The organism is Actinomycetota bacterium, assembly GCA_030017835.1.
Classification (GTDB): domain Bacteria; phylum Actinomycetota; class Aquicultoria; order UBA3085; family Oleimmundimicrobiaceae; genus Yes70-04.
Genome location: JASEGU010000005.1, coordinates 23943 through 44040, shown reverse-complemented (window position 1 = coordinate 44040; position 20098 = coordinate 23943). Strand labels below are relative to the sequence as shown.

At 51.6% G+C, this 20098-nt stretch carries 20 protein-coding genes; 18 read left to right on the top strand and 2 right to left on the bottom strand.

Annotated elements, in window-relative coordinates; all coding sequences use genetic code 11:
• Positions 1-2: 2 nt before the first annotated feature.
• Together QMD53_02470 and mqnB are read right to left on the bottom strand one after the other, a co-directional pair.
• The gene (locus QMD53_02470) at positions 3-836 is read right to left on the bottom strand and encodes a 1,4-dihydroxy-6-naphthoate synthase (protein ID MDI6799529.1); all 834 of its coding nucleotides are present in this window, start codon (positions 834-836) and stop codon (positions 3-5) included.
• A complete protein-coding gene (gene mqnB / locus QMD53_02465; protein MDI6799528.1) occupies positions 823-1488 on the bottom strand; it encodes a futalosine hydrolase in 666 nt (221 codons plus the stop codon). Before mqnB ends, QMD53_02470 begins: the two co-directional genes overlap by 14 nt.
• Positions 1489-1521: 33 nt before the next feature.
• Here mqnB and QMD53_02460 point away from each other — a divergent pair, with 33 nt between their 5' ends.
• The 18 genes from QMD53_02460 (at position 1522) to QMD53_02375 (ending at position 20095) form a co-directional block, all read left to right on the top strand.
• Positions 1522-1920 carry an SdpI family protein gene (locus QMD53_02460; GenBank protein ID MDI6799527.1) on the top strand — a complete coding sequence of 133 codons (399 nt, stop codon included), beginning with the start codon at positions 1522-1524 and terminating at the stop codon, positions 1918-1920.
• Positions 1921-2039: 119 nt separating this feature from the next.
• Positions 2040-4760 carry a GNAT family N-acetyltransferase gene (locus QMD53_02455; protein MDI6799526.1) on the top strand — a complete coding sequence of 907 codons (2721 nt, stop codon included), beginning with the start codon at positions 2040-2042 and terminating at the stop codon, positions 4758-4760.
• A gap of 128 nt (positions 4761-4888) precedes the next feature.
• Entirely contained in the window at positions 4889-5362 is a 474-nt protein-coding gene (locus QMD53_02450) for a PQQ-dependent sugar dehydrogenase (protein MDI6799525.1), read from the top strand.
• Positions 5313-5816 (top strand): PQQ-dependent sugar dehydrogenase, encoded by a 504-nt coding sequence (locus tag QMD53_02445; protein ID MDI6799524.1) that lies wholly within the window; start codon positions 5313-5315, stop codon positions 5814-5816. Before QMD53_02450 ends, QMD53_02445 begins: the two co-directional genes overlap by 50 nt.
• A gap of 21 nt (positions 5817-5837) precedes the next feature.
• Positions 5838-6059 (top strand): DUF2769 domain-containing protein, encoded by a 222-nt coding sequence (locus QMD53_02440; GenBank protein MDI6799523.1) that lies wholly within the window; start codon positions 5838-5840, stop codon positions 6057-6059.
• Between the two features lie 29 nt (positions 6060-6088).
• Positions 6089-6625, top strand: coding sequence for an epoxyqueuosine reductase QueH (locus QMD53_02435; protein MDI6799522.1), 537 nt, complete (start codon positions 6089-6091; stop codon positions 6623-6625).
• The gene (locus tag QMD53_02430) at positions 6622-6849 is read left to right on the top strand and encodes a DUF2905 domain-containing protein (GenBank protein MDI6799521.1); all 228 of its coding nucleotides are present in this window, start codon (positions 6622-6624) and stop codon (positions 6847-6849) included. The genes QMD53_02435 and QMD53_02430 overlap by 4 nt, the downstream gene beginning before the upstream one ends.
• A 1-nt stretch (position 6850) precedes the next feature.
• On the top strand, positions 6851-7921 hold the full coding sequence (gene queA / locus QMD53_02425; protein MDI6799520.1) for a tRNA preQ1(34) S-adenosylmethionine ribosyltransferase-isomerase QueA: 1071 nt from the start codon (positions 6851-6853) through the stop codon (positions 7919-7921).
• Between the two features lie 70 nt (positions 7922-7991).
• Complete coding sequence (tgt, locus tag QMD53_02420) at positions 7992-9122, top strand: tRNA guanosine(34) transglycosylase Tgt (protein ID MDI6799519.1); 1131 nt, start codon at positions 7992-7994, stop codon at positions 9120-9122.
• Between the two features lie 31 nt (positions 9123-9153).
• Positions 9154-9405, top strand: a complete 252-nt coding sequence (yajC, locus tag QMD53_02415; GenBank protein ID MDI6799518.1) for a preprotein translocase subunit YajC — start codon at positions 9154-9156, stop codon at positions 9403-9405.
• Positions 9406-9418: 13 nt separating this feature from the next.
• Entirely contained in the window at positions 9419-10141 is a 723-nt protein-coding gene (locus QMD53_02410; protein ID MDI6799517.1) for an HD domain-containing protein, read from the top strand.
• A 21-nt stretch (positions 10142-10162) separates the two neighbouring features.
• The gene (gene secD, locus QMD53_02405; GenBank protein MDI6799516.1) at positions 10163-11425 is read left to right on the top strand and encodes a protein translocase subunit SecD; all 1263 of its coding nucleotides are present in this window, start codon (positions 10163-10165) and stop codon (positions 11423-11425) included.
• Positions 11422-12297 (top strand): protein translocase subunit SecF, encoded by an 876-nt coding sequence (gene secF, locus QMD53_02400; GenBank protein ID MDI6799515.1) that lies wholly within the window; start codon positions 11422-11424, stop codon positions 12295-12297. Before secD ends, secF begins: the two co-directional genes overlap by 4 nt.
• Positions 12298-12354: 57 nt before the next feature.
• Positions 12355-12696, top strand: a complete 342-nt coding sequence (locus tag QMD53_02395) for a LapA family protein (GenBank protein MDI6799514.1) — start codon at positions 12355-12357, stop codon at positions 12694-12696.
• A 39-nt stretch (positions 12697-12735) separates the two neighbouring features.
• Entirely contained in the window at positions 12736-16428 is a 3693-nt protein-coding gene (recJ, locus tag QMD53_02390) for a single-stranded-DNA-specific exonuclease RecJ (protein ID MDI6799513.1), read from the top strand.
• 359 nt (positions 16429-16787) lie between these two features.
• Positions 16788-18944, top strand: a complete 2157-nt coding sequence (locus QMD53_02385; GenBank protein ID MDI6799512.1) for a bifunctional (p)ppGpp synthetase/guanosine-3',5'-bis(diphosphate) 3'-pyrophosphohydrolase — start codon at positions 16788-16790, stop codon at positions 18942-18944.
• A 15-nt stretch (positions 18945-18959) separates the two neighbouring features.
• Complete coding sequence (dtd, locus tag QMD53_02380; protein ID MDI6799511.1) at positions 18960-19409, top strand: D-aminoacyl-tRNA deacylase; 450 nt, start codon at positions 18960-18962, stop codon at positions 19407-19409.
• Between the two features lie 59 nt (positions 19410-19468).
• Complete coding sequence (locus QMD53_02375; protein ID MDI6799510.1) at positions 19469-20095, top strand: MBL fold metallo-hydrolase; 627 nt, start codon at positions 19469-19471, stop codon at positions 20093-20095.
• The last annotated feature ends 3 nt before the right edge of the window (positions 20096-20098 follow it).

The window sequence follows — 20098 nt, the reverse complement described above, 5'->3', positions numbered from 1 at the left end:
ATTCAGTCCAACATAAAGTCGCCACTGCAACGAGGGAAGAGGCCAGCTTTCGACCCCATTTCGAGCAGACGGCTCACGGCCCTTACGCCTTCGCCTTTGAGGCTTAGAGAAAAATCGTTCACGTAGAGAGTGATGTGGCTCTTTATGACGTCATCATTCAATTCGCTGGCATACCTCCGAACGTAATCCATCGGTCCATCCGGATCGGCTAGGGCAAACTCCAAACTCATTTTGATTAGGCGTTCGATCGTCTTAATCATCTCCCGCCCAAGGCTCTTTTTGGCAAAGATTGCGCCCAAGGGCAGGGGTAGGCCGGTCTCATCCTGCCACCACTCACCCAAATCGGCCACTTGGAAGAGGCCCTTTTCGGCAAAGATGAACCTGCTCTCATGGATTATTACCCCCGCATCGACCCGTCCACTCAGGATGGATGGAATTATCTCATCAAAACGCATCTGAATCGGCCTACCCAAAGTCGGGCAATAGAGCTTTAGGAGGAGACTTGCAGTCGTAAATTCTCCCGGGGCGGCCATCCTCTTGCTTGGGAGATCTCTCTTTTTCAGGGGCTTTTTGGCGATAATCAGGGGGCCGGAGTCTCGACCGATGGCCGCCCCGCTGTTTAAGAGGACATAATCATCGAGCAGATGGCCGAAGGCGGCAAACGAGAGCTTACTGACATCAAGCTCCCCCTCAAAGGCCATCTCGTTCAGCTTCTGAACATCTTCGATATGTGGGTCGAAGGAGGGACCATTTTGCTTAAGAAGGCCGTTTACCAAGGCGTAGAAGATGAAGGTATCGTTGGGACAGGGGGAGAAGCCCAGGCTAATCCGTTTCAAGGAGGGCCTCCAGGGCTAGGTTATCCACGATGGATGAGATCTTGGCCGCCGCCTCTTCGAGCTTCCAGGCCGCTCTATCTCTCACCCCGACCATGTTGCTTACGCACCTGATCTCGACTAAGGGGGTGTGATAAATCTGACAGACCCTGGCCAGGGCCGCACCTTCCATGTTTTCACAGATGGCGTCAAATCTTTTAGCAAGGCTCGCCCCTCTCTCTTTGGAGCCGCTAGACGAATTTACGGTGACGAAATTTCCTCTCTCATAGGGGATATCAAGTCTTTTCATGCTCCTCTCAACCTTGTGCAAGAGATCATTTTGCAGGCTAAAAGTGATCTTTTTGTTCAATTCTGCCAGGTCAAAAGGGAGTATCTCATTGCCCTTGGCCAGCCCTAAATCCCCGAATGATTCCCTGATCGCAAGGCAGATGTCCAAAAGATTTGCTCCACCACCCTGGTAGGCTCCGGCAGTGCCAAAGAGGATGACACCATCGAAATTGTCGGTTTCGAGCCTTCTTGTCAAAGAGATTGCGCTTTCGACCATACCAAAGCCTGAGATCATAAAGCTCGACCTTGAGCTCCCGCCGTAAAGGGATCCAGTTATCGTCTTCGATTCCAAGTGGGTCGGGCAGACCATCAGATACATATAGACCATTAAAAAGAAGTTCGACTTCAAGGTCAATCCCGTTTGACGGATTGGTTCATCACCCTGATCTTTGCCTTCCTCTTCTTGGTCTATGCCTACTCGCTCCTCTGGAACATCGGGATCGAAATTGACATAAATATCTTGATGCCCGTCGCCATCGGTCTTCTGATATTTTACTCAAGCGTTCTGATCGAGCACGCCAAACCGAATTGGTTTATCGGCATAAGAACCCCTTGGACTCTGAGTAGCGACGAGGTCTGGGAAAAGACGCATAAGCTTGGAGGAAGGCTATCCAAGGTGGCCGGCCTGATCTCGGCTTTTGGCGTTCTCTTCAAAGATTTTGCCTTCTTCATAGTCATCATCCCGGTCACCCTTGTCTCCATCTACTCAATCCCCTACTCCTTTTTCGAATATCAGAAGCAGGCTTCCAAGAATCCTTAAAAAGAGCCCAAATCTTTTTGTAAGTCACATTTCTTTCATATTTGCCGATATAAAGATAGATGCCCGTTTGGGCCATTAATTATCGAGGCGATAGGCAGACAAAGGGAGAGGGAGACGATATGGCGGTCTATGCAACCCCCAAAGAGAACATGGGCTTTGAGGTCATACTTCAGGACGGCAAGAGCCTCCGCATCAGAGCAATTGCACCGGAAGACAAAAGAAAGCTGGAAGAATTCTTCTATCGTTTGAGTCCTCAGACCAGATATTTCCGCTTTCATTACGCCAAAGAAAAGATAACCGCCGAGGAGCTCGCCTATTTTACCGAGGTCAATCCCCCAAAGAGGGTGGCTTTCGTGGCCACCATCGGCGAAGGTGAGGCCGAACGGATAGTTGGAGTCGGCAGGTGGGACATAATAGGCGATGGCAAAACGGCCGAGATTTCCTTCGTGGTCGAAGATAGGCTCCAGGTCCGCGGGGTCGGAACCGCCCTCATCGAGCAGTTGGCAGGGGCCGCAAATAAATTCAAAATCAAGAAGTTCGTCGCAAATGTTCTGCCCGAAAATACCAGGATGCTCAAGATATTCGACGAGAGCGGGTTTAAGCTTGACAAGAACTTCCATGAAGGCGTCTACGTAATAGAGATAGACTTAGAAGAGCAGGAGGAGTTCGAAAAGAGACAGCTAATTAGGGAGCACATGGCAAGGTCGGCCGGGGTTAAAAGGCTCCTCTATCCAAGGAGCGTGGCCGTCATCGGAGCTTCGCGCGATCCGGAAAGCGTCGGGGGAGCCGTCTTTCGCAACCTCTTGGAGTATCCTTTTAACGGCCCGGTCTTTCCGGTCAACCCCAACGCCTCATCAGTTGCCGGCGTCTTATCATATCCCTCTGTCACCGAGATCCCCAGCAACATCGATCTTGCTGTGATAGTCGTTCCGGCCAAACGCGTCATCGATGTGGTAGATGAATGCGGCAAAAAGGGCGTGGCGGGACTGGTCATAATCTCGGCCGGCTTCGGCGAGTCGGATGGTGAGGGCAAAGAGAGGGAGCGCCTCCTCAAAGAGAAGGTCCTCTCCTACGGCATGCGGGTCATTGGGCCGAACTGTTTGGGCATCTTTAACGGTGATGCCGATGTCCAGATAAACGCCACCTTTTCACCGATAAGACCGCCCAAAGGACGTCTTAGTATCGGCTCTCAGAGTGGGGCGCTCGGCCTTGCTCTTCTCGATTATTCCAAGGACATGAACCTTGGCATCTCAAAGTTTGTCAGCATCGGAAACCGCCTCGACATATCCAGCAATGATCTGATCGAGTTCTTCGAGGATGACGAGGAGACCGATGTCATCCTGCTCTATCTGGAGTCATTCGGTAATTCCAGAAGGTTTAGCCAGATCGCAAGGCGCGTCTCGCGCAAAAAACCGATCATCGCGGTTAAATCTGGCCGCTCGGCCGTGGGGGCTAGGGCCGCCTCCTCACATACCGGGGCGCTGGCCGCCTCTGAAGTAGCTGTCGAGGCCATGTTCAAAAAGTCGGGCGTCATCAGGGTGAGCACCATCGAAAACATGTTTAACGTGGCCGAAGTTCTGGTAAATCAACCGCTTCCCAAGGGGCCGCGGGTGGCCGTCTTGACCAACGCGGGCGGGCCGGGGGTTTTGGCCGCCGACGCCTGTGAGGGCTGGGGTCTGGTGGCCCCGCCCTTGAGCCAAGAGACACAAAAGAAACTCAGGGAGTTCTTGCCCAAGGAGGCGGCCGTAACCAATCCGGTCGACATGATCGCCTCGGCCGAGCCCGCTTCATACAGGAAGGCCTTAAAGGTCATCCTTGAAGACAAGGGGATAGATTCCGTCATCATGATCTATATACCCCCGCTTGTGACCCACCCCGAAGAGGTGGCGGCCGAAGTAAAGGCGGCTATGGAGGGGTATAAAGGGGAAAAACCTGTCATCGCCTGCTTCATGATGTCCCGTTCCCCTTCAGTCGATCTCAAGATCGATGAAGCGCGCTACGTACCCTCCTTCATCTTTCCGGAAAATGCGGTCGGGGCCCTGGCCAGAGCATATCAATATGCCAAGTATAAGGAGGCCGAAGAGGGCAAGGTCGTCAAATTCGATGATATCAACGCGGAAGGGATAAGAGCCCGCTTTTTGGAGAAGATGGCTGTCTCCTCCAAGGAAGGCAATTGGCTCATGCCAGAAGTCGCCGCAGAGTTACTTGAGGCCTATGGCATACCTATAGCCAAAACTGGTGTGGCGGCCTCCGAGGAGGAGGCCGCCACCTTAGCCAAAGAGATCGGTTTTCCGGTCGTCATGAAGATCCGTTCCGATACCATAACCCATAAGACCGATGTCGGCGGGATAGTCTTGAACCTGAAGAACGAAAAGGAGGTCAAAGAGGCCTTCAAGAAGATAAGAGAAAAGATGAAGTCTCTGGGTCAACTGGATGAGATGATGGGAGTGATAATCCAGCCCATGCTGGCCGATGGTCAAGAGGTGATAGTTGGGATGTCGCTTGATCCAACCTTTGGGCCTCTCATAATGCTGGGTCTTGGCGGAACCTACGTCGAACTCATAAAGGATGTGGCCTTTGCCATCCATCCCTTGACCGATATAGATCCGAAGAAGATGCTCGCTCAGCTTAAAGGGAGCCGGCTCCTTACCGGCTGGCGCGGCTCGAAGGAGAGGGATATCATTTCCTTTTGCGACATCATTCTTCGTTTTTCGGTCATGATCTCAGATTTTCCCGAGATAGATCAGGCCGAGATGAATCCGGTCATGGTCTTCGATAAGGGGAGAGGCTGCGCGGTCGTGGACGCCCGCATCTACGTCAAATCCGATGAGGTGGATTAGATATGGCAAATGTAGTTTAATGTTGGGGTTAAGAAAGTTATTATCATTCCAAACTTGAGGTGAAGTCGTGAAACGATTTCGTTGGCAGATAATACTTGGACTGACCCCTGGTAATAGCCTCTCTGCTTTTGTATCTACTCTATTTCTCGATATTTCAGGACTCTTACCATATCGCCATCTATCTTTTGGGCGACATCGCCTTCATTCCCCTGGAAGTTCTCCTCGTCACCTTGGTTGTTAACGAGCTCCTTAGCCACCGCGAAAAGGTGGCCCGGCTCGACAAGCTCAACATGGTCATCGGGGCCTCCTCTTCGGATGGTTTAAAAATGGACTCGCATGTCGCCATAATCGATTCCACCCCATCGGTTAAGGCGGCTCACCAGATCCAGGCCGTTACGGTCGGACCCGACAAAAAACTCTATGTAAATGTGGGCGACGGCATGATAGATCCTGAAGTTGCACAGGATGAGAGCGATCTTCGCGGTAAGATTCTGCGCATGGAGCTTGACGGCTCCGTTCCGCCCGACAATCCGATTAAGGGGAGCTATGTCTTTGCCAAGGGCTTCCGCAACCCCCTTTGGGGCGGTTTTCCGAAAGAGTGACGGCCACCTCTACATCTCCGATAATGGTCCCCATAATGATGACCGGCTGGCAAAAGTGAAAGCGAAAGGCGACTACGGTTGGCCCTACGATATGCGCAAAAACTCCCTCTTTGTTTGGGAGTTCTGCCAAGCTCCGACCGCCCTCGATTTTTCCCAATATGGTGAGTTTCCGGCCGGATACGACGACGAACTCTTCGTGGCCCTTTTTGGCGCCGCCCATGCAAAGGGGAGAGCGGTCAAAGGGAAGAAGGTTGTCAAGATTCGCCAGGGCGATGATGGTCGCTCCATTTTGACTTACGATACTTTTGTGGAGTATGTTGGAGAGGGACCGGCCAGCATCTGTGGACTCGCCTTCGGGCCGGGCGGGCTATATTTCACCGACCTTCACGGTGACGATCCAAACGGATCCGGCAAGGGAAGCGGCAGCGTATATAGGGTAAAACCCAGATTTTAAAGAAGGAAAGGAGCGATCAAGATGAAAGTTGACGACACAAAGGAGAACATGGAGAGGTGCATTTGCATGAGCTGCCCAACTTACGACGAATGTATGAAGGGAAAAAGCGAAGGCTTCTTCTGCGCGTGGGGCAAAAGCGGCTGCGGCTTTAAAAAGCTCGGCTGCATCTGTGGGGAGTGTCCTCTCTCTGGTGAATATATGCTTAACAAGATGTATTACTGCTCGATTGGGGCGTCCGAATAGATTTGCCTAATTTCTTGAGAGTGATTTGAATGAGACTTTTGCTTCACGTCTGCTGTGCGCCTTGTCTGATATATCCGCTTAAGGTTCTAAAGGATAAGGGCTTTGAGGTGACCCTCTTCTTCTTCAATTCAAATATCGATTCTAGGGGGGAGTTTGATAGAAGGTGCGATCAGGTTAGAGATTACGCACTTAAAGAAGGCCTTTCGCTCGAGGTCGTCTCCTTTGATCCCACCATCTTTGAGGATAAGGTCAGGGCGGGTTTGAAGGAACGCTGCCGCCTCTGTTATGATATCCGTTTAAGTGGGGTGGCCCAGTTTGCCAAAGCAGGGCGCTTCGATGCGTTTAGCACGACGCTTCTGGTCAGTCTCCATCAAGATCAGGATGAGATAGGGGAGGCCGGCTGGCGGACGGCATTTGAATCGAATGTCGAATTCATCTTCATAGATTTTAGGCAGGGCTTTAGGAGCGCTCAGAATGAAGCCAGGGAGCTCGGTCTCTACATCCAAAATTACTGCGGCTGCGCCTATAGCAAAGAGGAGAGTCGCATAAGAAGGAGCAAGAAATGAACTTCGAATCGCTTGGCCGGATGCTGATAACGTTTGGCCTTGTCATCTTGATAGTCGGCGCCCTATTTTTTGCCCTTGGCCACCTTGGTTTCAAAGGCTTGCCCGGCGACATCTTCATCAAGCGGGATGGCTTTAGCCTCCACTTTCCCTGGGTTACCTCTATAGTGGTCAGCCTGGTTTTGACCATCCTCATCAACCTCATTCTCCATCTCTTTAGACGCTGATATGAAGATATCCGATTTTGATTATCATCTTCCCAAGGAGCTAATAGCCCAGACTCCCATCGAGCCAAGGGATGCCTCCCGCCTGATGATTGTCGAGCGAAAGCGGCCCATTGACTGGGAGGATTCAAAAAGAGGGGGCAAAATAACCCACGCCGCCTTTTCGGATATCAAGGGCTACTTAAACCCATCCGATTGCTTGGTTTTAAACGACACCCGGGTCATTGCTGCAAGGCTGATTGGAGAGCGGAAGGGGACTAAAGGCCAGGTCGAGCTGCTACTTCTCAAAAGAAGGGGCGATAATCTCTGGGAGGCCCTGGTTAGACCAAGCCGCCGTCTTAAGCCTGGAAGCAGGGTCTTATTCGGCCCGCCCAAGGTGGGCTTGAGCGCGACCATTCTGGATGAACTTGGAGAGGGAAAGAGGCTGGTGGATTTCGAGACTGCTAAAGATTTCGACGGAGCCCTAAAAGAGGTCGGCATCCTTCCGCTTCCTCCCTACATAACTGAAGAACTCAGCGACCCAGAGCGTTATCAGACCGTCTATTCCAGGGCGCAAGGATCGGTTGCCGCCCCGACGGCCGGCCTTCATTTCACAAAAGATTTGATATCCGAGCTCAAAGAGGTGGGCGTAAGATTTGCCCACGTTACTCTGGACGTCGGTTTGGATACCTTTCGGCCGATCAAGATGGAGGATCCGAGGGACCATAAGATCCATACCGAACGCTTCTCGCTTAGCCAGGCGGCTGCGGATGCGATCAACTTAAGCCGTAAAGAGAAAGGCCGGATCATCGCGGTTGGGACGACTTCCGTCAGGGTGCTGGAGACGGCCGCAGGCGAAGGAAAGGACGGCAACCAAGTGAGCCCAAAGGATGGCCTTACATCGCTTTTCATTTACCCCGGCTATCGTTTCAGAATCGTGGACGCCCTGATTACCAACTTTCATCTGCCCAAATCGAGCCTCCTCCTCATGGTCTCAGCCTTTGCTGGGACGGATTTGATAAAGAGGGCTTACGAGGAGGCCATAAGCGAGAGATACCGCTTCTTCAGCTTTGGGGATGCCATGCTCATAATCTAGGCCGCCCAAGATTGCCCTTACGGGAGCCTGGATATAAAATATTCTTTCACTCGTATTTAAGGAGCAGCTTTTGTCGTTCTCTTTTGAAGTAAGGGCCGTGGACAGCAAGACCTCTGCGAGGCTGGCCAGGATGGAGACCAACCATGGAGAGGTAGATACGCCCTTATTCATGCCGGTTGGAACGAGGGGCGCAGTCAAGACGATGGCTCCGAGCGAGCTTAAACTTGCCGGAGCTAAGATGATCCTCTCCAACGCCTACCATCTCTACCTGCGTCCTGGAAATGAGCTGATCAGAGAGGCGGGCGGCCTCCATAAGTTTATGGCTTGGGATGGACCAATCCTGACCGATAGCGGTGGCTTTCAGATATTTAGTCTTAACGAGACGCTAAAAGTCAAAGATGAAGGGGTCGACTTCAGATCGATAATCGACGGGTCGCTTCATCATCTCAGCCCGGAGATGGCCATCGAGATTCAGCACGATCTCGGATCCGACATAATGATGGCCCTCGATGAATGCCCGCCCTATCCGGCCGATAAGGAACGGATCCTTGCCGCCGTCGAGCGGAGCCTGGCCTGGGCCAAACGGTGCAAAGAGAGACGCGAACTTAAAGAGACCGGCCAGGCTCTATTTGGAATAGTCCAGGGCGGCATATATCCCGATCTTCGGAATTACAGCTTGAAGGGGACGGTTGAGATTGGTTTCGACGGCTATGGGATCGGGGGCTTTTCCGTCGGAGAGCCTCATGAGATGATGTTTGAGATCCTGGCCGGATTTCTTCCCGAGATGCCCTTTGAAGCCCCTCGCTATCTGATGGGTGTCGGAAATCCCGAGAGCATCCTTCATGCCATTTCTCTTGGCGTAGATATGTTTGACTGCGCACTGCCAACCAGGATCGCAAGGAACGGCACCGCCTTTACAAAGAAAGGCAACCTAAACATCAAGAACGCCGCTTTCGCCAAGGACCTCACTTCTCTCGACGACACCTGTAAGTGCTACGCTTGCGCCAATTTTACGAGGGCCTATATCAGACATCTCTTTAAAGCGGGCGAAATCCTTGCCTTGCGTTTACTCACATGGCATAATTTAAACTTCCTGTTTGACATGATAGCCCAGGCGTCAGAGGCGATTCAAAGGGGCAGTTTCCTCGATTTCAAAGAGGACTTTTTAGCCGAATTCGGCGCATCGAGCAGAAGAGCTTGAGAAGCCGCAAGAATTTGAAAGGGTGATTTACTTGTCTTACTTAAGTCTTATCTATCTGGTCTTTTTGATCGGCCTATTCTATTTGCTCCTGGTCAAACCGCAGCAAGCCAGGGTTAAGGCTCACAAACAACTGGTCAGCGAGCTAGCCTCCGGAGACGAGGTCATCACCATGGGCGGCGTCCACGGCAAAGTGAAATCGGTGGGCGAGGAGACCGTCGAACTAGAGTTGGCCGATAATGTGGTAGTTGTGTTTGCCAAAAATTCCATTCTGGCCAAAAAGTAAAGAATCCATCCATATGAGCGAGACGCTGAAGCCGATGTTCGAAGAGGAAGAATTAAAAGAAGATAGAGTAACCTTAGATGTTTTGACCAAGAACGAAACGGTCCCCATATACCTTGATATGGCCGACAAGTACATTGGGGCCATAGGATTCACCGAGCACGGCCCAAGACACGCCGCCCTGGTCGCCCACATAGCCCACAACGTCTTGGATAGGCTAAGATATCCCAAGAGAGAGGCTGAACTTGCGGCCATAGCAGGTTATCTGCACGATATCGGCAACACCATCAGCCGCCAGGAACACGGTCTTTCGGGCGCCTTGCTCGCTCGCAGCATTCTAAAGGATATGGGTATGGCCGAAATAGAGATTGCCCTGGTCATGAACGCCATCGGTAATCACGAAGAGGAGTATGGCTGGGCCACCCATCACATCACGGCCGCTCTGGTCCTGGCCGATAAAGCCGACGTCCACCGGAGCCGGGTGCGCCAACAGGCCCGTTCCATGTCGCACCAGAAAAATGACATCCACGATCGTGTCAACTATGCCGCCCAGAAATCCTTCCTCCGCGTCGATGACGCGGCCAAGAAGATATCGCTCGAGATACAGATAGATACCACCATCAGTAAGGTTATGGACTATTTTGAGATATTCTTGACCCGCATGGTCATGTGCCGTCAGGCGGCCGAAGTTTTGGGTTGCAGCTTCAGTCTGGTCATAAACGACGTTCAATTACTATAAATTTTAAGGAGGTTTTTCAGTTTGCGACAGAATACAAAGAATCTTATCTCGCTATCATTGGTACTCGTCATCATCTTGACGGCCGTCTACTTGATCGTTCCGCCGTCCAAATCGACAAAACTCGGTCTTGATCTCAAGGGTGGCCTTAGCGTTCTCTTGACCGCTCAGGGGACCAAGGAGGCTCCGATCACAGAGGAGTCAATGGAGCAGGCGATGCTGGTCATCAGAAAAAGGGTCGATGGTCTCGGCGTCGCCGAGCCTCAGATCCAGCGGCAGGGTCTATCCAGCATCTCCATCCAGCTTCCCGGAATCGAAGACCCACAGATGGCTTTGGAGATAATCGGCAAAACCGCTCAGCTCGAATTCAAAGAGGTGCTAGGTCTCGACGGTGAGAACTATAGTCTGGGCGAAACCCTTCTCACCGGAGATAAGCTCAAGAACGCCTTAGTCTCGTTCGACCAGTTCAACAACGCCAAGATCGATATCGAATTCACCTCAGAGGGAACGCAAATTTTTGCCGACGTTACGGGAAGGATGGTTGGCAAGCAGCTTGCCATAGTCTTGGACGGTCAGGTGATGTCGGCCCCGCTCGTTCAAGAGAAGATAAGCGACGGCAACGCCAACATAACAGGAAAATTCACGATTGAAGAAGCCAAACAACTGGCTCTCGTCCTTAAGACCGGCTCGCTCCCCGTAAACCTCGAAATCGATGAGAACCGGATGGTCGGCCCGACCCTGGGCAAGGATTCCTTAAGAGAAGGCCTTGTGGCCGGAGGCATCGGCCTTATATTAGTTGTTCTCTTCATGATCGCCTACTATCGCGGTCTCGGCCTCATAACCAGCATGGCCCTCATCGTTTTTGCCACCATCTTCTGGGGGATCATAGCCTTCATAGGGCGCTATCAGTCCTGGACGCTGACCCTGCCAGGAATCGCCGGAATGATCCTTAGCATCGGCATGGCGGCAGATTCATCCATCGTTATCTTTGAAAGATTCAAGGAAGAGGTGAGAGGGGGCAAGAGTATCCGCACAGCGGCGGATGTCGGCTTCAGAAATGCCATCAAGACCATGGTTGACGCCAACTTCGTCACCCTGTCGGCCGTAATTTTCCTCTTCTTTCTGGCCGTCGGTCCGGTCAGGGGATTCGCCTTTACCCTCATACTCGGCGTCTTCATAGACCTCTTTACGGCCTTCTTCTTCACCAGGCCGATGCTGGCCTTGATGGCTCAAGTCAAATTATTCAACAATCACCTGTTCATCGGGGTTAAGGGGGTCCAAAATTGAGAAAGTTCGATTTCATGGGGAGAAAGAATACCTGGTTTATAATCTCGGCCGTCCTGATAACCATGGCCGCTCTGGCCATGCTCTTTAAAGGGATCAGACCCGGCATAGACTTTAAGGGTGGGACCCTTTTGGATCTCGCCTTCAAGAACGAAATAACCGCCGCCGATGTCAGGGACGTGCTCAGGGAGTTCGATCTCTCTAACAGCACCATTCAACAGGTTGAGACCAAAGAGTTCTTGATAAGGTCCAAGAAGCTGGATCAGGCGACTCAGAAAGAGATCTTGGCCGCATTTGAGACCAAGGCCAAAATAGAGGAGATACGTTACATCCAGGATGTCGGCCCCGGCTGGGGAGAGCAGGTTACAAGGGGCGCGCTCCTCGCTTTGGCGGCGTCGCTGGCCACCATCCTTATCTACATCACTTTAAGGTTCGAGTACAAGATGGCCTTTTCGGCTGTGGCCGCCCTCTTGCACGACGTGGTCATTACGGTCGGTGTCTATGCGCTTTTGGGGCGCGAGGTTACGCCGAATATGATAGCAGGCCTTCTAACCATCCTTGGATACTCGCTCTACGACACCATCGTAGTCTTCCACCGCATCTTGGAGAATACCCGGGCGCTGGGTAAGAGAAGATATCTCGATATGGTGAGCGATTCTCTCAATCAGGTCCTGGCAAGATCTATAAATACCTCGCTCACCACCATAATACCTGTCTTCATCCTCCTCCTTTTCGGCGGAGAGACGCTCAGGGACTTTGCCCTGGTTTTGGTGGTTGGCATAATTGCCGGTACCTATTCGTCCATCTTCATAGCGAGCCCGCTCTTTGCCATCTGGAAGGAGACCGAGCCGAGATATGCTCCGAGCGAGGTTTAAAGCGTACCGATTTAGGGTTAAAATTGAATCGTTAACCAAAACTATTTGGAGGAAAAGGTGCTCATTTCACTAGCTTTGATCCTTGTCTTGATCCTTTTTGTAACCATCTTGGCCATAGAGAACGCCGCCGCCGTCACAATATCCTATGGTCTGGGCAGCGTAGAGGTCTCTTTGGCCCTGGTCATCGTCATCTCGGTTATGGTCGGAGGGGCGATGGGGATGCTGGCCGGCATAACCGCTCTCATCAAGACCAAAAAGAGGACGAAAAAGAGGCAAGAAGAGAAAGAGAGAGCCCTTCTGCGGGCAAAAGAGAAGGAATACGCCGCAAAACTTATAGAGGCCTGTCCGCCGGAGCCGGCGCCGGCGCCGGCGCCTAAAGTGGAGACCGAGAAATCTTAAGACCCCTTCCAACAATGGCGGTTAGTCTGGAGACCCAAGTTGTCCTTGCAAGAATCCTTCGATGATGACCGGACCGCTCAATCTGCGGGTGGTTACATATGGTCATTTAAGGGTTTCGATGAAACCGTTGCTCTAAAGCTCTCTAAAGAACTCTCCGTATCCATCCATCTTGCCAGCCTTCTTGCGGCAAGGGGAATCACCTCAGCCGGTGCGGCCTTTGGCTTTTTATCTCCCAGCCTCTCATCCCTTCTTGATCCCTTTCTGTTAGAAGGCGTCCAGGCCGCGGCCACCCGTTTAGCTGAAGCCATCTCCAAGGGCGAGCCCATAGCCGTCTTTGGAGATTTTGACGTCGATGGCATAACCGCCGCGGCTCTGGCCGTAAGGGTCCTTCGTGACCTTGGGGCCGAGGTCAACTTCTATATTCCAAGCCGCTTTAAAGAGGGCTATGGGCTGAGCGCGTCCGCTCTAAAGCGTTTGAAGGAGTCGGGCGTCTCAATAATCTTGACGGTCGATACCGGCATTTCGGCCATAGAGGAGGTTGATTACGCTAATGATCTTGGTCTTTCGGTAATAATCACCGATCATCACGAGCCCGGGATAAGCCTCCCCAAAGCCTATGCCGTCATAAATCCCAAAAAGGATGGCCCAGATCATCCAATGCGAAATCTTGCCGGCGTCGGCGTCGTCTTCAAACTCCTTTCGGCTCTGGCCCAGAAGCTCCCAGAGAAAGATTATGATATCTTAAACCATCTTGACCTGGTGGCTCTGGGGACGGTGGCAGATATGGTCCCCCTCCTTGGGGAGAACAGGGTCATGGTCAAAGAGGGGCTTAATAGACTTAAGCCTAGCGGCAAACCCGGCCTTAGGGCTCTTATGCAGATCGCCTCGCTCAAGGCGGATAAGGTCTCGGCCGAAGACGCCGCCTATTTTCTTGTCCCCCGCTTAAATGCAGCCGGAAGGGTGGCCGATGCCACCAAATGCGTAAAACTCCTTCTCTCAAGCGACTTGGACGAATCGATTGAGCTTGCAAAGCGAATCGATGGAAGGAATAAAGAGAGGCGTAAGATAGAGGAGACGATCACGGCCGAGGTCTTCTCCATGGCCAAAGAGCTGGATTTGGATAAAGAATTGGTGATAGTTCTCGCCTCAGCCGATTGGCACGAGGGGGTCAAGGGGATAGTCGCCTCACGCCTTGCCAATCGATATAAGCGTCCCACCTTTCTTCTAACCCTAAAGGACGGTCTGGCTGTTGGCAGCGGCCGCAGCATCCCCTCCTTCAACCTTTTCGAAGCTTTGACAGGCTGCGAGGATATCCTGGAGACTTTCGGCGGGCACGCCGGAGCCGCCGGCTTAAAGATCAAAGAGGAGCTGATTGAGGATTTTAAGGAGCGGATCAACCGGATAGCCAAAGAGAGGCTGAGTCAAGACGATCTCATCCCTCGCCTCGCTATCGATCTAAGGATAGATTCTTCAGATATATCGCTTGAGCTCCTTGAGGAACTTGAAATGCTCTCCCCATTTGGCGTGGGCAATCCCCCGCCCATTTTTCGGTTGAGGGCCGCATCTCTAGAGGGGTCAAGTTATGTTGGAAGCGATAAGAGGCATCTATCATTCAAGATAGCCGCTCACCCAAGTGGGGGGGGTGGGAGAAGCCCGTCACTTTCCGGGATATCGTTCAATCACAAGGATAAGTTCGATTCGTTCAACTCCGATAGTTTGGCCGGGGCCGACTTAGTCTGCGGGCTCGTCAAAAATGAATGGAACGAAAACGTTTCCCCCCAACTTCATCTGGTCGATTATCTCAAAAAAGAGACTTTAGGCGATAATTTTCTAAAAGAGCTTTTTTTGCGCTCGTCCGAAGTGCTCGAGGATGATCCCCATCGAAACATCATCGACTCCGATTCATTCTATACCAAGGCGGTTGGGGTGACATTCGAGGGTCGCCAGGAGACCATCAAAGCGCTCACTCCGGGCGAAGATCTCAAGTTGATTAGGGATGAGAATAATTCCTTCGACCCCAGCGCCATCAAGATTGTGGACGGGCGGGGAGCCCAAATCGGCTTTCTTAAGGCGGCCATCTCCAAGCATTTGGCCGCCGCTATAGATTCGGGGGTGCCTTACAAGGTAAAGATAACCGAGGTAACCGGAGGCGGGGACAAGAATCTTGGAGTAAACATCCTGGTCAAAAAGGATGCACCCTTAAGGAAAGAAGGAGCACTTAAGCACGGGCTCACCTTTGCTGGTCTTGCAGATTTAAGCGAAGATGAGCTCATTAAATCACTTGCAGAAATCTTGCTTAGCGGAAAGGAGCTATTTGCCAAACAGAGGGAGGCCATCAGCCTGCTAAAAGAGGGCAAAAATACCCTGGTCATCATGGGAACGGGGCGGGGAAAATCAGCCATCTTCCACATATTCTCGGCTCTTCGAGCTATTAAGGAGGACAAGATATCCATAATCCTCTACCCCTTGCGTTCGCTCATAAACGACCAATTAAACTATCTTCAAGAGGAGTTCTCAAAGATAGGGCTCGGGGTCGTTCGTCTCTCTGGTGACATCGATTTCGAGGAGAGGGAGGCGATATTTTCGGCGCTTTTTGCCGGAGCGGCCCACATCGCCCTGACGACTCCAGAGTTCCTCCATCACAATATGGATCAGTTTCAAGTGCTCTCAAAGAAGATCGGTTTTTTTGTTGTCGATGAGGCTCACCACGTAAGCACCTCATCCGAGCTTCATCGTCCGCTCTACTCCCGCCTCAAGCAGATGGCCAAAAATTTAAAAGATCCTCTAATCTTGGCCTTGACGGCTACGGCCGGCGAAAAAGTGGCAAGGGAGATAATCGACACTCTGGGGATTGAGCGTTTGGTAATAGATCCCTTCATAAGGGAAAACTTAAAGCTGGTGGACAAGAGGGGAATAAAGAAGAAGGACGATTATATCAGGAATTTTCTTTCAAAGAGGACCGGAGGCAATAAGTCCATAATTTATGTCAACAGCCGGGAGCAGAGCGTTAAAATAGCCTCCTTTCTGAGAGATAACCTTCCAGCTTTAAAGGATCGAACGGCCTACTATAACGCGGGGCTTGATGCCGCAACCAGGCATGAAATCGAGGCCAGATTCAAGCGGGGGGACATTTCGGTGGTCGTCTCCACCAGCGCTTTCGGTGAAGGAGTCAACATCCCGGACATAAGCGACATCTTCATCTATCATATGCCCTTCAGTTTCATCGAGTACAATCAGGAGAGTGGCCGAGCGGGCAGGGACGGCGAGCGGGCCGACATCCACCTCCTGTTCGGCGAGGATGACGCCAAGATCAATCGCTTCATCTTGGAGTCGATGGCCCCTTCCAGAAAGAGTCTTACCGATCTCTATCTGACCCTAAAGAACCTATCTTCTACTTCAGGAAGTATCGAGGCAGGAAACTGCGATATCTTGAGCGAGCTGGAGGCGACCGGCAGCAAATTTTTGAGCGAATCGGGGATATATGCAGGGCTTAAGATATTCGAAGAGATCGGTCTCCTTGAGATCGTTGGAAGCCGGGGCGACAGGGTCATAAGACTCAAGAATCACTCGATGAAACTCTCTCTCTCGGATTCGGTAAGGTTCGAAGAGGGCGTTGACGAAAAGGACCTCTTTGCCAGCTTTAAGGACTGGGTTATGATGAGTGGTGAAGACGAACTCCTCTCGATGATAAATCAGCCCATCTACCCCAAAGGTCTGCTCAAAGTCGAATAATCCAGCCAAAGTTCAGAAACCATTTTTGTCTTGAATAAAATCTTCAACTGCTGTACCAATAATAAATAAACGGTTTTACGCAAGGAATAAATTTTGGCGGATTAATCAGGAGGGGCCAATGTTCTTCTATGACGGATTTTTGCCTTCGCAATAATAGTTGTTTTATATCTAATATGGCGGCCCGCTCAATATCGACCGAATTCTTGCTCCTTGGAAAGTCCAAGGAGGTCATCTTCCAAATCGAAAAGGGCGATAGTTGCTCCCTCTATTACTCAAACTCCAGGGGATCGAGGCCTATCTTGTCACTTAGACCGGCATTCCTATTTCAACCTGCAAATATTTGTTAAAATATCCCTATCATGGAAAGATACATCAAGCAGTTAATCGAAAAGATAAATAGCTACAGCCCCGAGGCCGATCTTACTCTGATTAAGAAGGCATATACGCTGGCCAAGAAGGCTCACCTAGATCAGTATAGGAAGTCAGGCGATCTCTACATCTTTCATCCGCTCGGCGTGGCAAATATCTTGGCTGAAATGGAACTCGACTCAACCAGCATTGCGGCCGCCCTTCTTCACGATGTTGTCGAGGATACCGCGATAACCTTGGAAGAGATCGAGAGCGAGTTCGGAAGCGAAGTGGCCGAGCTGATCGATGGTCTGACAAAACTTGGCAAAATAGAGTTTGTTAGCAGGGAAGAGGAGCAGGCCGAGAACCTGCGCAAGATGCTGATTTCGATGGCCAAGGACATCAGGGTCATCCTGATAAAGATAGCCGACCGCCTCGACAACATGAGGACCATCGAACACTTGAGCCCGGAGAAACAGCGGCAAAAAGCCAAGGAGACTCTTGATATTTACGCCCCCCTTGCTCATCGTCTGGGAATCTTCAAGGCTAAGTGGGAGTTGGAGGATCTTTCATTTAAGGCTCTGGAGCCCAAGAAGTATGCTCAGATCGCAAAGACCGTCTCAGAGACGAGGCGGCAGAGAGAGGCCTATCTCGAGGAGGCGACAGGCCAACTTGCCGCTGAACTCAAGAAGATGAGGATAAAGCATGAGATAATCGGCCGGGTCAAGCACTATTACAGCATCGATCAGAAGATGATAAGGCGAGGGAAGGAATTCAACGAGATCTATGATCTCTCCGGTCTGCGCATTCTGGTGGGTTCGGTAAGAGACTGCTACGCAACCCTTGGCGTCGTCCATTCCCTCTGGAAACCGATACCTGGCAAATTCAAAGATTATATCGCCATGCCCAAATTCAATATGTACCGCTCCCTCCACACCGTGGTCATCGGGCCCAATGGCAAACCCTTAGAGCTTCAAATCAGGACATATGAGATGCACAAGACTGCTGATTATGGCATCGCCGCCCATTGGCGCTATAAAGAGGGCGGTAAGATGGACAGATTTGAAGAGCGTCTCTCCTGGCTTAGGCAGATGCTGGAGTGGGAAAGCGAGACCAAGGATCCCAAAGACTTTTTGGAGACCCTAAAGACGGATCTCTTCGAGAGCGAGGTCTTCGTCTTCACCCCAAAAGGCAAGGTGATCAGCCTGCCAATGGGCTCGACTCCGCTCGATTTCGCCTACACCATTCATACCGATGTCGGCCACAGGTGCATCGGGGCCAAGGTGGGCGGCAAGATCGTTCCTTTGGGCTATGAGCTGAGAAGCGGCGATATAGTTGAGATCTTGACCTCTAAATCGTCCAATCCCAGCCGCGACTGGTTAAAGATCGTCAAGACTTCTCGGGCCAGGACCAAGATAAGGCAGTGGTTCAGCAAGGAGAGCCGCGAGGGCATGGAGCATGCGGGCAAGGAAGCCCTGGCCAAGGAGCTCAAAAAGAAGGGGATGAGCCTCGCTTCAATCCCGGCTGAAACCCTGACGGCCGCGGCCAAATCGATGAACGCGAGCGATCAAGAGACTCTCTTTGCCAACATGGGAAGCGGCAACATCTCTGCCCGTCAACTTGTGACCAAGCTTATGAATCTCTTAAGCCTGGAAGAGGAGACTCAGGAAGAGGTGGAGCTGAAGTTTTCTCAAGTTCCAAAAAAGGAGATCAAAAAGGCGAAAGGAGTTAGGGTGGCCGGTTCGGAAGGGATGCTGACCCGTCTTGCCCGCTGCTGCGACCCGGTCCCGATGGATGACATAGTTGGCTTCATAACCGTCGGCCGGGGAGTGACGATTCACAGAAAAGACTGTTCTAACATGAGAAGCATTCGGGAGAAACACTCGGCCCGCTTGATCGATGTCCATTGGGATACAAGCGGAGGCGATCTCTTCCAGGCCGAGATACAAGTCGAGGCGATTGACCGGACCAAGCTCCTTCGCGATATCAGCTCGGCCATCAGCGAGATGGGCGTCAATATAAAATCAGCCTCCCTTCTGACCGACAAAAATAATGTGGCCATCTTCAAGTTCGTTTTCGATATAAGCAGCCTATCCCATCTCGATCACATCCTGGCCAACGTCAAAAAGATAGACAGCGTCTACGATGCCTATCGAGTGTCGGCTTAAAAAGGGGGACCTTCGCTGAAAGGAGTAATTCAGAGGGTAAAATCGGCTGAGGTTAAAGTGGAGGGAGAGGTTGTCGGATCCATTGGAGCTGGCCTCCTTGTCCTCCTCGGAATCTCTTCATCAGACTCAAGGGCGGATCTCGATTATATGGTCGACAAGATCTTAAATATGCGCATATTTCCATCAAACGAGAAGAATATGGACGTTTCGGTCAGAGAGATCGGCGGTGAGATCCTGATCGTCTCCCAATTTACCTTGCTTGCGAATGTGCAGAAGGGGCGGCGTCCAAGCTTTACCGACGCCGCCCCTTCCACGCTCGCCAAAGAGCTCTACAAAGCGGCGATCGAGATGTTTGGCCGCGGGGGCCTTAAGATACAGAGCGGGGTCTTTGGGGCGATGATGGAAGTTGGGATGATCGGAGACGGTCCGGTGACCATAATTTTGGACAGCGCAAAGAATATCTAGCGGTTTGTGTTAATATTTAGAGGTTTATGGAAGATTTATTGTCCCCCTTGGAGGAGAGTTTGGTCGTAAAGAGAGTAGTCGTTGGAGGTATCGGGACCAATTGTTACATAGTCGGCTCAAGCTCCAAAGAGGCAGCCGTCATCGATCCAGGAGCAAATGCTGACCTTATAATGGCCGCCTTAAAAGAGGAGGGCCTTAAAGCCAAAACGATCATCTTGACTCATGGACACTATGATCATATCGGGGCGGTCAAGGACCTGGTCGAGAAGACTTGCGCCAAGGTTTGTCTTCATGGTCAAGATGGAATATTATTGGCCAAACCGGGCGGCAATCTCTCGACCCTATTTGGACGGGCGGCTACCTTCGATTTTGAGATAAGAGAGGTCGATGATGGAGATGTGATTGAGCTTGGCGATCTCAGCTTCGAGGTGATCCACACTCCCGGACATACGCCGGGCAGCATCTCCCTTAAGCTGGATGATTTGTTGTTCACCGGCGATCTCCTCTTTGCCGGTTCGGTCGGGCGGACTGATTTTCCCTACGGCTCTTACGAGGTCTTAAAGGAGTCACTAGAGAGGGTCGCTTCTCTGCCTGATGAGGTCAAAGTTCTTCCCGGTCACGGCGATCCGTCGACCATCGGACGAGAGAAGATAAGCAATCCCTTTTTGCTCGAAATTTTTGGCTGATTT